Origin of the sequence: Metapseudomonas otitidis (assembly GCF_900111835.1) — a bacterium.
GTDB classification, from domain to species: Bacteria; Pseudomonadota; Gammaproteobacteria; order Pseudomonadales; family Pseudomonadaceae; genus Metapseudomonas; species Metapseudomonas otitidis.
This window is the reverse complement of the sequence record NZ_FOJP01000007.1, coordinates 140,193-153,523: the sequence shown is the minus strand read 5'-3', so window position 1 is coordinate 153,523 and position 13,331 is coordinate 140,193. Positions and strand designations below refer to the sequence as shown.

10 protein-coding genes are annotated in these 13,331 nt (G+C 59.8%); all 10 read left to right on the top strand.

Features of this window, described 5'->3' with window-relative positions; translation table 11 throughout:
- Positions 1-16: 16 nt before the first annotated feature.
- The 10 genes from atpA (at position 17) to BM198_RS10520 (ending at position 13,324) form a co-directional block, all read left to right on the top strand.
- Complete coding sequence (atpA, locus tag BM198_RS10565) at positions 17-1,561, top strand: F0F1 ATP synthase subunit alpha (protein ID WP_044410008.1); 1,545 nt, start codon at positions 17-19, stop codon at positions 1,559-1,561.
- A 50-nt stretch (positions 1,562-1,611) separates the two neighbouring features.
- Positions 1,612-2,472 (top strand): F0F1 ATP synthase subunit gamma, encoded by an 861-nt coding sequence (gene atpG / locus BM198_RS10560; protein WP_044410005.1) that lies wholly within the window; start codon positions 1,612-1,614, stop codon positions 2,470-2,472.
- Between the two features lie 30 nt (positions 2,473-2,502).
- Positions 2,503-3,879, top strand: coding sequence for a F0F1 ATP synthase subunit beta (atpD, locus tag BM198_RS10555; protein WP_044410002.1), 1,377 nt, complete (start codon positions 2,503-2,505; stop codon positions 3,877-3,879).
- Positions 3,880-3,922: 43 nt separating this feature from the next.
- The gene (locus tag BM198_RS10550; RefSeq protein ID WP_044409999.1) at positions 3,923-4,348 is read left to right on the top strand and encodes a F0F1 ATP synthase subunit epsilon; all 426 of its coding nucleotides are present in this window, start codon (positions 3,923-3,925) and stop codon (positions 4,346-4,348) included.
- Positions 4,349-4,447: 99 nt separating this feature from the next.
- Positions 4,448-5,809, top strand: coding sequence for a bifunctional UDP-N-acetylglucosamine diphosphorylase/glucosamine-1-phosphate N-acetyltransferase GlmU (gene glmU, locus BM198_RS10545; protein WP_074969821.1), 1,362 nt, complete (start codon positions 4,448-4,450; stop codon positions 5,807-5,809).
- 142 nt (positions 5,810-5,951) lie between these two features.
- Entirely contained in the window at positions 5,952-6,722 is a 771-nt protein-coding gene (locus BM198_RS10540) for a DeoR/GlpR family DNA-binding transcription regulator (RefSeq protein WP_044409993.1), read from the top strand.
- 11 nt (positions 6,723-6,733) lie between these two features.
- A complete protein-coding gene (gene glmS, locus BM198_RS10535; protein ID WP_044409990.1) occupies positions 6,734-8,566 on the top strand; it encodes a glutamine--fructose-6-phosphate transaminase (isomerizing) in 1,833 nt (610 codons plus the stop codon).
- 281 nt (positions 8,567-8,847) lie between these two features.
- A complete protein-coding gene (locus tag BM198_RS10530; protein ID WP_074969819.1) occupies positions 8,848-9,702 on the top strand; it encodes a TnsA endonuclease N-terminal domain-containing protein in 855 nt (284 codons plus the stop codon).
- A complete protein-coding gene (locus BM198_RS10525) occupies positions 9,699-11,867 on the top strand; it encodes a Mu transposase C-terminal domain-containing protein (protein WP_074969817.1) in 2,169 nt (722 codons plus the stop codon). Before BM198_RS10530 ends, BM198_RS10525 begins: the two co-directional genes overlap by 4 nt.
- On the top strand, positions 11,864-13,324 hold the full coding sequence (locus BM198_RS10520; RefSeq protein WP_074969815.1) for an ATP-binding protein: 1,461 nt from the start codon (positions 11,864-11,866) through the stop codon (positions 13,322-13,324). The genes BM198_RS10525 and BM198_RS10520 overlap by 4 nt, the downstream gene beginning before the upstream one ends.
- Positions 13,325-13,331: the final 7 nt, after the last annotated feature.

The window sequence follows — 13,331 nt, the reverse complement described above, 5'->3', positions numbered from 1 at the left end:
AAGGGGCAGCAGAGCAATGCAGCAACTCAATCCTTCCGAAATTAGTGAAATCATCAAGGGGCGTATCGAGAAACTCGACGTCTCTTCCCAAGCCCGCAACGAAGGCACCATCGTCTCCGTCTCCGACGGTATCGTCCGCATCCACGGCCTGGCCGACGTGATGTACGGCGAGATGATCGAGTTCCCGGGTGGCGTCTACGGCATGGCACTGAACCTGGAGCAGGACTCCGTAGGTGCTGTGGTACTGGGCAGCTACCTGAGCCTGGCCGAAGGCATGAGCGCCAAGTGCACCGGCCGCATCCTGGAAGTCCCGGTTGGTCCGGAACTGCTGGGCCGCGTCGTCGACGCACTGGGCAACCCGATCGATGGCAAGGGCCCGATCAATGCCAAAGCCACCGACGCTGTCGAGAAAGTGGCTCCGGGCGTGATCTGGCGTAAGTCGGTCGACCAGCCGGTACAGACCGGCTACAAGTCGGTTGACGCCATGATCCCGGTCGGCCGTGGCCAGCGCGAGCTGATCATCGGTGACCGTCAGATCGGCAAGACCGCCCTGGCTGTCGACGCCATCATCAACCAGAAGAACAGCGGCATCCGCTGCGTCTACGTGGCCATCGGTCAGAAGCAATCGACCATCGCCAACGTCGTACGCAAGCTGGAAGAAACCGGCGCCCTGGCCAACACCATCGTGGTGGCTGCCTCGGCTTCCGAATCCGCTGCGCTGCAGTTCCTGGCTCCCTACGCCGGCTGCACCATGGGCGAATACTTCCGCGACCGCGGTGAAGACGCCCTGATCGTCTACGATGACCTGTCCAAGCAGGCCGTCGCCTACCGCCAGATCTCCCTGTTGCTGCGCCGCCCGCCGGGCCGCGAAGCCTACCCGGGTGACGTGTTCTATCTCCACAGCCGCCTGCTGGAGCGCGCATCCCGCGTTTCCGAGGAATACGTCGAGAAGTTCACCAACGGCGAAGTGAAAGGCAAGACCGGTTCCCTGACCGCCCTGCCGATCATCGAAACCCAGGCCGGTGACGTTTCCGCGTTCGTTCCGACCAACGTGATCTCCATCACCGACGGTCAGATCTTCCTGGAATCCGCCATGTTCAACTCGGGTATCCGTCCGGCCGTCAACGCCGGTATCTCGGTATCCCGCGTGGGTGGCGCCGCCCAGACCAAGATCATCAAGAAGCTGTCCGGTGGCATCCGTACCGCACTCGCCCAGTACCGTGAACTGGCGGCCTTCGCCCAGTTCGCCTCCGACCTGGACGAAGCCACCCGCAAGCAGCTGGAACACGGTCAGCGCGTTACCGAGCTGATGAAGCAGAAGCAGTACGCGCCCATGTCCATCGCTGACATGTCCGTGTCCCTGTACGCTGCCGAGCGTGGCTTCCTGACCGATGTGGACGTGAACAAAGTTGGCGCCTTCGAAGCAGCCCTGCTGGGTTACTTCAACCGTGAGCTGGCCGCACTGATGGCCAAGATCAACGAGAAAGGTGACTTCAACGACGAAATCGACGCAGGCATCAAGTCCGGCATCGAGAAGTTCAAGGCCACCCAAACCTGGTAAGCCGCAGCGGGGGCCCCAGGGCCCCCGCCTGCTAACCCGAAAGGTGTCAAATGGCAGGCGCAAAAGAGATTCGCAGCAAGATTGCGAGCATCAAAAGCACGCAGAAGATCACCAGCGCCATGGAAAAGGTGGCCGTCAGCAAGATGCGCAGGGCTCAGCAGCGCATGGCTGCCAGCCGTCCGTACGCGGAGCGCATCCGCCAGGTGATCGGTCATCTGGCCAACGCCAACCCCGAGTACCGCCACCCCTTCATGATCGAGCGCCCCGTCAAGCGCGTCGGCTATGTCGTGGTGAGTTCGGACCGTGGTCTGTGCGGTGGCTTGAACACCAACCTGTTCAAGGCCCTGGTCAAGGACATGGCGAGCAATCGCGAGCAAGGCGTGGAGATCGATCTCTGCGTGATTGGCAGCAAGGGTGCGGCGTTCTTCCGCAACTTTGGTGGCAATGTCGTTGCTGCGATCAGCCACCTCGGCGAAGAGCCGTCGATCAACGATCTGATCGGCAGCGTCAAGGTGATGCTCGATGCCTACCTCGAAGGTCGCATCGATCGTCTGTCCGTGGTTTCGAACAAGTTCGTCAACACCATGGTGCAGAAGCCCACTGTGGAACAGCTCGTTCCGCTGGTGGCGACTCCGGATGAAGCGCTCAAGCATCACTGGGACTACCTGTACGAACCCGACGCCAAGCAGCTCCTCGACGGGCTGATGGTGCGTTACGTGGAGTCGCAGGTGTACCAGGCGGTGGTCGAGAACAACGCCGCCGAGCAGGCTGCGCGGATGATCGCGATGAAGAACGCCACCGACAACGCCGGTGAACTGATCAGCGATCTGCAGCTGATCTACAACAAGGCGCGTCAGGCAGCGATCACCCAGGAAATTTCGGAAATCGTCGGCGGCGCTGCCGCGGTTTAAGAACGGTTCAAATATTCAGAGGAACCAAAGATGAGTAGCGGACGTATCGTTCAAATCATCGGCGCCGTTATCGACGTGGAATTCCCGCGTGATCAGGTACCGGCCGTATACGAGGCGCTGAAAGTTCAAGGCGCCGAAACCACCCTCGAAGTTCAGCAGCAGCTGGGCGACGGCGTGGTTCGTTCCATCGCCATGGGCTCGACCGAAGGTCTGAAGCGTGGCCTGGACGTCACCAGCACTGGCGCAGCCATCTCCGTCCCGGTTGGCAAGGCCACCCTGGGCCGCATCATGGACGTCCTGGGCAACCCCATCGACGAAGCCGGCCCCATCGGCGAAGAAGAGCGTTGGGAAATCCACCGCGCTGCTCCGTCCTACGCCGACCAGGCGGGTGGCAACGAGCTGCTGGAAACCGGCATCAAGGTGATCGACCTGGTCTGCCCCTTCGCCAAAGGCGGCAAGGTAGGCCTGTTCGGTGGCGCCGGCGTGGGCAAGACCGTGAACATGATGGAACTCATCCGTAACATCGCCATCGAGCACAGCGGTTACTCCGTGTTCGCCGGCGTGGGCGAGCGTACCCGTGAGGGCAACGACTTCTACCACGAGATGAAGGACTCCAACGTACTGGACAAGGTCGCCCTGGTTTACGGCCAGATGAACGAGCCGCCGGGCAACCGTCTGCGCGTTGCACTGACCGGCCTGACCATGGCCGAGAAGTTCCGTGACGAAGGCCGCGACGTACTGCTGTTCGTCGACAACATCTACCGTTACACCCTGGCCGGTACCGAAGTGTCCGCGCTGCTGGGTCGTATGCCGTCCGCTGTGGGTTACCAGCCGACCCTGGCCGAGGAAATGGGCGTTCTGCAAGAGCGCATCACCTCCACCAAGACCGGTTCGATCACCTCCATCCAGGCCGTATACGTACCTGCGGACGACCTGACCGACCCGTCCCCGGCGACCACCTTCGCCCACCTGGACGCCACCGTCGTACTGTCCCGTGACATCGCCTCCCTGGGCATCTACCCGGCCGTTGACCCGCTGGACTCCACCAGCCGTCAGCTGGACCCGCTGGTAATCGGCCAGGAGCACTACGAGACCGCCCGTGGCGTGCAGTACGTACTGCAGCGCTACAAGGAGCTGAAGGACATCATCGCGATCCTCGGCATGGACGAGCTGTCCGAATCGGACAAGCAACTGGTAGCCCGCGCTCGTAAGATCCAGCGCTTCCTGTCCCAGCCGTTCTTCGTGGCCGAAGTCTTCACCGGCTCCCCGGGCAAGTACGTTTCCCTGAAGGACACCATCGCGGGCTTCAAGGGCATCCTCAACGGTGACTACGACCACCTGCCCGAGCAGGCGTTCTACATGGTCGGCGGCATCGATGAAGCCATCGAGAAAGCCAAGAAACTGTAACCCCCTGAGCGCCCGGCAACGGGCGCTTACGTGAGGCAAGCGTATGGCTATTACTGTCCACTGCGATATCGTCAGCGCCGAAGCGGAGATCTTCTCCGGTCTGGTCGAGATGGTGATCGCCCACGGCAACCTGGGCGACCTGGGTATCACGCCGGGCCACGCCCCGCTGATCACCGATCTCAAGCCGGGTCCGATCCGCCTGGTCAAGCAGGGCGGCGAGGAGGAGGTGTTCTACATCTCCGGTGGTTTCCTCGAAGTGCAGCCGAGCATGGTGAAGGTCCTGGCCGACACCGTGGTCCGCGCCGGTGACCTGGACGAAGCCGCTGCTCAGGAGGCCCTCAAGGCCGCTGAGAAGGCGCTGAACCAGAAGGGCTCGGAGTTCGACTACAGCTCCGCTGCCGCCCGTCTGGCAGAGGCCGCGGCCCAGCTGCGTACCGTCCAGCAGTTGCGCAAGAAGTTCGGCGGCTAAGCCACCGCTCTTCATCGCATGCAAGTAAAAGGGTAGCCTTGGCTACCCTTTTTCTTTTCCGGCATCGCCGGTTATCCACAGGCTCGGAAGCGTCCTTTCATGTCCCTCGATATCGTCATCCTCGCCGCAGGCCAGGGCACCCGCATGCGCTCGGCGCTGCCCAAGGTTCTCCACCCCGTTGCCGGCAAACCCATGCTCGGGCACGTCATCGACAGCGCCCGTGCGCTGCAGCCCCAGGGCATCCACGTGGTCATCGGCCATGGGGCCGACCTCGTGCGTGAGCGCCTCGCCGCAGACGACCTCGGCTTCGTCCTGCAGGCCCAGCAGCTGGGCACCGGCCACGCAGTGGCCCAGGCCCTGCCGCAGCTCAGTGCCGAGCGCGTGCTGATCCTCTATGGCGACGTGCCGCTGATCGAGGAAGCCACCCTGCGCCGCCTGCTGGACAAGGTCCAGGACGACCAGCTCGCCCTGCTCACCGTCGAGCTCGAGGACCCCACCGGCTACGGCCGCATCGTGCGGGACGCCCAGGGCGTGGTGAAGGCCATCGTCGAACACAAGGACGCCGGCCCCGAGCAGCGCGCCATCCGCGAAGGCAACACCGGCATCCTCGCCGTCCCCGGCAAGCGCCTGGCCGACTGGCTGGGCCGGCTGTCCAACCACAACGCCCAGGGCGAGTACTACCTGACCGACGTCATCGCCATGGCCGTGGCCGACGGCCTGGTGGTGGCCACCGAGCAGCCCCAGGACGCCATGGAAGTGCAGGGCGCCAACGACCGCATCCAGCTCGCCGAACTGGAGCGTCACTACCAGCAGCGGGCGGCCCGTCGCCTCATGGCCCAAGGCGTGACCCTGCTGGACCCGGCGCGCTTCGACCTGCGTGGCGAAGCCAGCGTGGGCCGCGACGTGCTCATCGACGTCAACGTCATCCTCGAAGGCCGCGTGGTGATCGAAGACGACGTCCAGATCGGCCCCAACTGCGTCATCAAGGACAGCACCCTGCGCCGTGGCGCCATCGTCAAGGCCAACAGCCACCTGGACGGTGCCGAGCTGGGCGAAGGCGCCGACTGCGGCCCGTTCGCCCGCCTGCGTCCCGGTGCCGTGCTGGGTGCCAAGGCCCATGTGGGTAACTTCGTCGAACTGAAGAACGCCGTGATGGGCGAGGGCGCCAAGGCCGGCCACCTGAGCTACCTGGGCGATGCCGAGATCGGCGCACGCACCAACATCGGTGCCGGCACCATCACCTGCAACTACGACGGCGCCAACAAGTCCCGCACCGTCATGGGCGAAGACGTCTTCATCGGCTCCAACAGCGCCCTGGTCGCGCCCGTGACCCTCGGTGACGGCGCCACCACCGGCGCCGGCTCCACCATCACCCAGGACGTACCCGCCCACAGCCTCGCCGTCGGCCGCGCCAAGCAGCGCAACATCGAAGGCTGGAAGCGCCCCGTGAAGAAGAAGTGAGTTGTGGATAACCCCGCCTGTGGATAAACCGCAGGCCCTCCAGAAGGCGACCGAGGTCGCCTTCTGTCGTTTCCGGGGTTGACGCAAAAGCTTCGTTGAGTTTTGATTCGCCCACTTTTTCTTTCGAATCGAAACTTACGAGATGTCGAAGCGCAATACGCCCCAGCGTCGCCATGCCATCCTCGCCCTGCTCGCCGAGCAGGGCGAGGTCAGCGTCGACGCCCTGGCCAAAGCCTTCGCCACCTCGGAAGTGACCATCCGCAAGGACCTCGCCGCCCTGGAGGCCAACGGCCTGCTGCTGCGTCGCTACGGCGGCGCCGTGCCCGTGCCCCAGGAGTTCATCAGCGAAACCAGCCAGCCGGTGTCCCGCTACAAGCAGGCCATCGCCCGCGCCGCCGCCGAGCGCATCCGTGAGCACGCGCGGATCATCGTCGACAGCGGGAGCACCACCGCCGCGCTGATCCCCGAACTCGGCCACCGCCCCGGCCTGGTGGTGATGACCAACTCGCTGAATGTTGCCACCGCCCTGCGCGAACTGGAGCACGAACCGGTGCTGCTGATGACCGGCGGCACCTGGGACCCGCATTCCGAGTCCTTCCAGGGCCAGGTCGCCGAGCAGGTGCTGCGCTCCTACGACTTCGACCAGCTGTTCATCGGCGCCGACGGCATCGACCTGGCCCGTGGCACCACCACCTTCAATGAGCTGCTGGGCCTGTCCCGGGTCATGGCCGAGGTCGCCCGCGAGGTGATCGTCATGGCCGAGGCCGACAAGGTCGGGCGGCGCATCCCCAACCTGGAGCTGCCCTGGAGCAGCATCCATACCCTGATCACCGACGAGCGCCTGCCCCAGGACGCTCGCCAACAGATAGAAGCGCGCGGCATCACGCTGGTCTGCGCGCCTGTGGATAACTGAGGAGACAACCCATGTGTGGCATCGTTGGCGCAGTGGCTGAACGGAACATCACCGCCATCCTCGTCGAAGGCCTCAAGCGCCTCGAATACCGTGGCTACGACAGCGCCGGCGTCGCCGTGCTGGACAACCAGGGTGGCCTGCAGCGCCGTCGTCGCGTCGGCAAGGTCAGCGAACTGGAACAGGCCCTGGCCGCCGAGCCCCTGGCCGGCCGCCTGGGCATCGCCCACACCCGCTGGGCCACCCACGGCGCGCCCACCGAGCACAACGCCCACCCGCACTTCTCCGGCGACCTCGCCCTGGTGCACAACGGCATCATCGAAAACCACGAGCCCCTGCGCGAGCACCTCAAGGGCCTGGGCTACGTCTTCACCTCCGACACCGACACCGAGGTCATCGTCCACCTGCTCGACCACCACCTGTCCAACCTCGGCGACCTCACCGAAGCGCTCAAGGTGGTGGTACGCGAACTCCACGGCGCCTACGGCCTGGCCGTGATCAGCCGCAGCCAGCCCGACCGCCTGGTGGCCGCCCGCAGCGGCAGCCCGCTGGTGATCGGCCTGGGCCTGGGGGAGAACTTCCTCGCCTCCGACCAGTTGGCCCTGCGCCAGGTCACCGACCGCTTCATGTACCTGGAAGAGGGCGACATCGCCGAGATCCACCGCGATCAGGTGCGCATCTGGGACAGCGCCGGCCAGCCCGTGCAGCGCGAGCAGGTGCAGTACCACGAAGGCGCCGAGGCCGCAGACAAGGGCGAGTACCGCCACTTCATGCTCAAGGAGATCCACGAGCAGCCCAAGGTCGTCCAGCGCACCCTCGAAGGCCGCCTGGGCGCCGACCACGTGCTGGTCAACGCCTTCGGCCCCCGTGCCGCCGAGCTGTTCGCCAAGGTGCGCAACGTGCAGATCGTCGCCTGTGGCACCAGCTACCACGCCGGCATGGTCGCCCGTTACTGGCTGGAAGAGCTGGCCGGCGTCCCCTGCCAGGTGGAAGTGGCCAGCGAGTTCCGCTACCGCAAGGTGGTGGTCCAACCCGACACCCTGTTCGTCACCATCTCCCAGTCCGGCGAGACCGCCGACACCCTGGCCGCCCTGCGCAATGCCCGCGCCGGCGGCTACCTGGCGAGCCTGGCCATCTGCAACGTCGGCACCAGCTCCCTGGTGCGGGAGTCCGACCTCACCCTGCTGACCCTGGCCGGCCCCGAGATCGGCGTTGCCTCCACCAAGGCCTTCACCACCCAGCTGGTGGCCCTGCTGCTGCTCACCCTCAGCCTCGGCCAGGTGCGCGGCAACCTCGACAAGGCCCGTGAAGCCGAACTGGTGGAAGCCCTGCGCCGCCTGCCCACCCACCTGGGCGAGGCCCTGGCCATGGACAAGACCGTGGAGAAGGTCGCCGAGCTGTTCGCCGAGAAGCACCACACCCTGTTCCTCGGCCGTGGCGCCCAGTACCCGGTGGCCATGGAAGGCGCGCTCAAGCTAAAGGAGATCTCCTACATCCACGCCGAAGCCTACCCGGCCGGCGAACTCAAGCACGGCCCCCTGGCCCTGGTGGACGCCGACATGCCGGTGGTCACCGTGGCACCGAACAACGAGCTGGTAGAGAAGCTCAAGTCCAACCTGCAGGAAGTCCGCGCCCGTGGCGGCGAACTGATCGTCTTCGCCGACCGCCAGGCCGGCATCGACAACGGCCCCGGCACCCACGTAGTGGCCATGCCCCACACCGTCGACATCCTCGCGCCGATCCTCTACACCCTGCCGCTGCAACTGCTGTCCTACTACGTCGCCGTGCTCAAGGGCACCGACGTCGACCAGCCGCGCAACCTGGCCAAGTCCGTCACCGTGGAGTGACGGGCCGCCCGCACGGCGCCCGTGGTGGCTTCATGGAATAAAGATTGACACAAAAGAATAAAGTCTGACACGAGATATTATAGTTTGACACAAACTCTAGGTCCCTGTATTTGCAGGGATTTTTCTTTTTATCCTCAGCCGTTTATCAGCGGTTGGCCCTTGAGTTTTTGATAGGAGTAGTCTGGAAGGCTGTTCAGAATGGGGGCTCAGCAGCCCGTGTTTTCCTTTAACTATTTTTCTTGCCGAGTGAAGGGAGAGTTCCTGGCGGGTGAGGAGAGAGGGTGCGGGGTCGTAGGTTTGCTTCAAATCAGGATATCGAACGGCACATCGCCAATGGTTTTGGAGCAGGTGCCGGAGCCGATTATGTGCCTTGGTTGCGTGTTCAGGATGTCCCCTCAATGGGGCGGTCCTGGAAAATCCAAGGCGTTAAGATTGATCGAGTTCATCACCTCTTATCCGATCTTGAAAGAGCTTACTTTCTGCTCTGTGAGTTTTCAGAGGATGTAGTAGACATCCGTGAGCAGTATCCGTTGTTGCCGTTGGACAGCACCCAGGCAATCGCAAGAGCTATCGGTGTTCCATATCCAAGGTATAAGACAACCTCTGTCCCGCTCGTAATGACCACCGACTTTCTGCTCACAGTTAAGCAGCCAAACGGCGACCTAAAATTTTTTGCAAGGACTATAAAGTATCAGCAAGACCTTCAAGGTAAGGGCTGTGCTCGCACCTTGGAGAAATTAGAGGTCGAGAGACGTTTCTGGATGAGCCAAGGTGTAGACTGGAGCATAGTAACGGAGGAGTTATTTACGTCTGATTTAATCTTGAATCTCGTAGCTCTTCGAAAATATGCAAAATTGTCTCGTGCTCTAATGGATGTTTCGCTGCATTTTGAATTTGTTGAGATTCTTGAATCAGTAAAAGGTTGCTCTTGGTCTACCTCAGAGAGTCTGAGGCGGATTGGGCACAGATTATCCATACCGTATGCTGAAGCTCGGGATATATTTTTTAATTTAATTTGGCGGAAAATTATAAGGGTTGACTTAAGTGGCGCGCCATTACACTTAAAGTCGCCGTTGCCAGACTTCAGCATTGTCTTTCCTATCGAAGCGGTCAAACAGGGCGAGAAGTCTTCATGAAAATATCAGTCAATGATGTCTTTGAGCCCGTTACAGATTTCTCTATGCTCCCTACTATGGCGAGAGCCTTATACGTCGATGAGAAGAACGACGTACTAGTTGTTATGGACCTGAGAGATCCCCCCAAGAAACCCTACTCGATTAGCCTTGAAGAGTTTAGAGGGTCTTTGGAGTCAGGAGATACTAAGTCTGTAGTGATAGCTGTACCAGAGTTTCTATTGGTTTTGGAAGATGAGCTTGATGACCGTGCGAAACGAGATAGGGATCAAAAGTGGGCTTTGATTGCACCATTTTTTGATCAGGCATACCCAGGGCAAATATTTTTTCATGGCGAGATGGGTAGGTTGGTCGGTGATCGTGCCGCTGAGGTGGGCGTTCAGCGTAAGACGCTGTATCGGTTGCTGTATAGATATTGGTTTTATGGTCAAGTAAGAAATGCGTTTCTTAAAAATTATTCTGCGGTAGGCGTTGGAGTTCGTAATTATTCTGCTGACAAAAAGCCAGGGCGAAAGCCTAAGTATCAGGGCTTGCTAGTTTCGCCTGCTAAGTTGCTAAGTGATACTGATAAGCGATGTATTCGGGTTTCCTACGCTCTTTACGCAAAGAACAAAAGCTCAACGATTAGTAGAGCTTACGAAAAAATGCTTGAAAAATACTATTCGGAGAAACAGCTTTCTAAAAATCCAGAAGGTAAAGTTAGATTACTTCCTCAGTCTGAAATTCCCACATTCAACCAGTTTATTTACTGGGGCAAGCAGTTTTTCGATGACATCGAGACTGATCGTGGGCGTAAGGGTATGAGGAAGTGGCTAAAGGATTGCCGTCCATTATCCGGTACCGTCCGCGATTGGCTTAGAGGGCCTTGTCATCAATTTGAAATAGACGCGACTGTTGCTGACATTTACTTGGTCAACAGTTACACCCGACGAATGCTCATCGGCCGTCCTGTGGTGTACATCGTGGTCGACAGTTTTTCAGGGATGATTGTCGGTTTGTATGTAGGCCTTGAGGGACCTAGCTGGAATGGTGCTAGGCAAGCACTGTTCAACGCATTTACCTCCAAGGTTGAGTTCTGTGCGCAGAACGGCGTCGATATCAGACCAGAGGATTGGGACTGTCGTCACCTGCCGCATCAAATCTACGCCGACAGAGGTGAAATGCTGGGGGCGGCTGCAGAAGGGCTCGCAGCCGGCCTAGGTATCGATATGGGGACAGCACCGCCGTATCGACCAGATTGGAAACCCATGGTCGAGAGTCGCTTCGGCATCTTGAACGATCTAACAGGTATTAGATGGCTCCCTGGCGGAGTGGCGGCCCGAGAAAAGGAACGCGGCGAGCGAGATTATCGGCTTGATGCCACGCTGAATCTGAAGGAATTCACCCAGATCATCATCGAGTGCATCCTCCACTACAACCGTTTCCATCGGCAGCCGGATCGTCTTACTCAAGCAATGATGAATGATGGTGTGGAACCCACTCCGATAGAAATCTGGGGGTGGGCGTTGGAGAACCAACTTATCCAGCCCAACAATCGACCTGACGAATTGATTTATCTCAACTTGCTGCCTAAGGAAAGAGCCACGGTCCAGAAGGGAGGTGTATTGTTCCGCGGCATGCACTATCTCTGTGAGATGGCTATCGAGAAAAAATGGTTCGCCAAAGCGCGTCGAAATGGCGTTTGGTCGATTGACTGCTGGTTTGATCCGAACTCTGCAGCGCACATCTGGATTAAGGGCGAGAACAAGGAGTTTTTGCGTTGCGACCTGCGGCGGTCGGATGCCAAATATGCGGGATATCGTTCGGACGAGGTCTATGATCTTCTGGAGGCCAATAGGCAGATGCCGCCAGCTCATAAACGCGCCGAACTAGAAAGCCGAGTAGGCTTGGTCGAGACGGTTGATCAAATTCTAAGCAATGCAAGAGCCGAGAGAAAGCTTGAACCAGCGGCCGGCTCTAAAGCTGAAGCGTTGGCGAACATTCGCGAGAATCGCGCGCGAGAGCGACTCATGGAACGAGAGCAGGCCACTGTCCCTGACGGTGTACGTACGGTTCCCGGTCAATCTGAAGATCAGAGCTCTGTCATTGTCCGAGACTCGTATGCTGGACCGCGCACCGCGCAGGTTATCGATTTGATCAAAAGAGTTCGGCCGGGACAGGTCAAGTGAGAGGTGCTAAAGCTCTTGCGAGCTATTCAAGGCAGTCCATAACTGAATACGCGGGAAACCCTCTGATCGAAGCGCTGCCACCAATTCTTGATGAAATGACAGCTGCCGAGCTGATATCAAATTTTCCCCAGCCGGTAACACCGGAAGAGCTTGAGCTAGATGGTGCAACGCGTATTCACTGCATTGATCGTCTGAGGACGGTTGTGCAGCCGTTTCTGCTGCATTTAGAGCTAGAGTCGTTGTTGTCACTGCTGATCCGGCGTGGATACGTTGGCCGTAATCCAACTAGTGCCTCCACGGTTAGGCACTTGCATTCCTTGTCAGGGGCTCAGCGCTATCACGATGCTTTCAAATCAACGGCTGACACCTTCAGCGTTGTGGGCCTGAGTGGTATTGGGAAGTCCACTGCACTGCATGCCATTTTAAGCCTGTACCCTCAGACGATCCGGCATGAGCGTTATGAGGGCCAGCAATTCGTCCACACCCAGATCACCTGGCTCAAGCTTGATTGTCCACGAGATGGCTCGTTGGCTGGATTTTGTCAGCAGTTCTTCCACGCGGTCGGCCAAGCACTGGGCGACCAGGACTACCACAAGCGCCACCGGCATCGAAACATCAACGATGCGCTTCAGCAGATGGAGCAGGTAGCCAGCACGTTTTTTATCGGCGCCTTGCTCATTGATGAGCTGCAGAACCTTCACCTGGCCAAGACCGGGGGTAAGGAAAGCATGCTGAATTTCTTCCTTCACCTGGTGAACAACATCGGTATCCCGGTCGTGTTCATCGGGACGAATTCGATGATCAGCCTGTTCTCGGACGTAATGCGTGTCGCCAGGCGCAGTTGCGGTGGGGGGATGATCGAATTCAAGCGCTTCGAGAGGGAGGATGAAGAGTGGCGCTTTCTGGTCGAGAACCTTTGGAGCTATCAGTGGTGTAAGCAGACGACTGAACTGACTTCGGAGATTTTTGACGCACTGTACGAGCACACCCAGGGAGTGACTGACTTCCTGGTTAAGTTATTGGTGCTGAGCCAGCGCTATGCCATTCAGAGTGGCTCCGAGTGTGTGACTGCCGAGACGATCGCCAAAGTAAGCAATTCCAAGATGCAAATACTCAGGCCAGCGCTATCTGCTCTGCGTAGTCGTGATCCTAATCGCATGCGCAAGTTCGACGACTTGCTTCCCATTGAGGAGCAGCTGATGGAAATGATGGCGTTCAGTGGGCTTGGGCGAGCTGACCGTCTTGCTTTGCTTCGAAGTGTGACCCCACCCGCACGTGCAAACAACGCGGTACCAGAACCTGCTGTTAAGAAGTCCGGTACGCCTGTAGCCGTCGCCGTTGAGGCGTCGCAAGCAAAGGCGTTCAGTGAGCATCCTGACACTCTTGCAGAGCTGAAGTCAGCTGGCTGGGTCACCAAGGATATCTTCGAGTTCTCGCCGGCCTACCGTCGATCATGATTCGAGG

What these genes read in the sequence shown, in the direction of transcription:
- atpA (WP_044410008.1), top strand. Translation starts at nt 17, where the DNA reads ATGCAGCAACTCAATCCTTCCGAAATTAGTGAAATCATCAAGGGGCGT.
- atpG (WP_044410005.1), top strand. Translation starts at nt 1,612, where the DNA reads ATGGCAGGCGCAAAAGAGATTCGCAGCAAGATTGCGAGCATCAAAAGC.
- atpD (WP_044410002.1), top strand. Translation starts at nt 2,503, where the DNA reads ATGAGTAGCGGACGTATCGTTCAAATCATCGGCGCCGTTATCGACGTG.
- BM198_RS10550 (WP_044409999.1), top strand. Translation starts at nt 3,923, where the DNA reads ATGGCTATTACTGTCCACTGCGATATCGTCAGCGCCGAAGCGGAGATC.
- glmU (WP_074969821.1), top strand. Translation starts at nt 4,448, where the DNA reads ATGTCCCTCGATATCGTCATCCTCGCCGCAGGCCAGGGCACCCGCATG.
- BM198_RS10540 (WP_044409993.1), top strand. Translation starts at nt 5,952, where the DNA reads ATGTCGAAGCGCAATACGCCCCAGCGTCGCCATGCCATCCTCGCCCTG.
- glmS (WP_044409990.1), top strand. Translation starts at nt 6,734, where the DNA reads ATGTGTGGCATCGTTGGCGCAGTGGCTGAACGGAACATCACCGCCATC.
- BM198_RS10525 (WP_074969817.1), top strand. Translation starts at nt 9,699, where the DNA reads ATGAAAATATCAGTCAATGATGTCTTTGAGCCCGTTACAGATTTCTCT.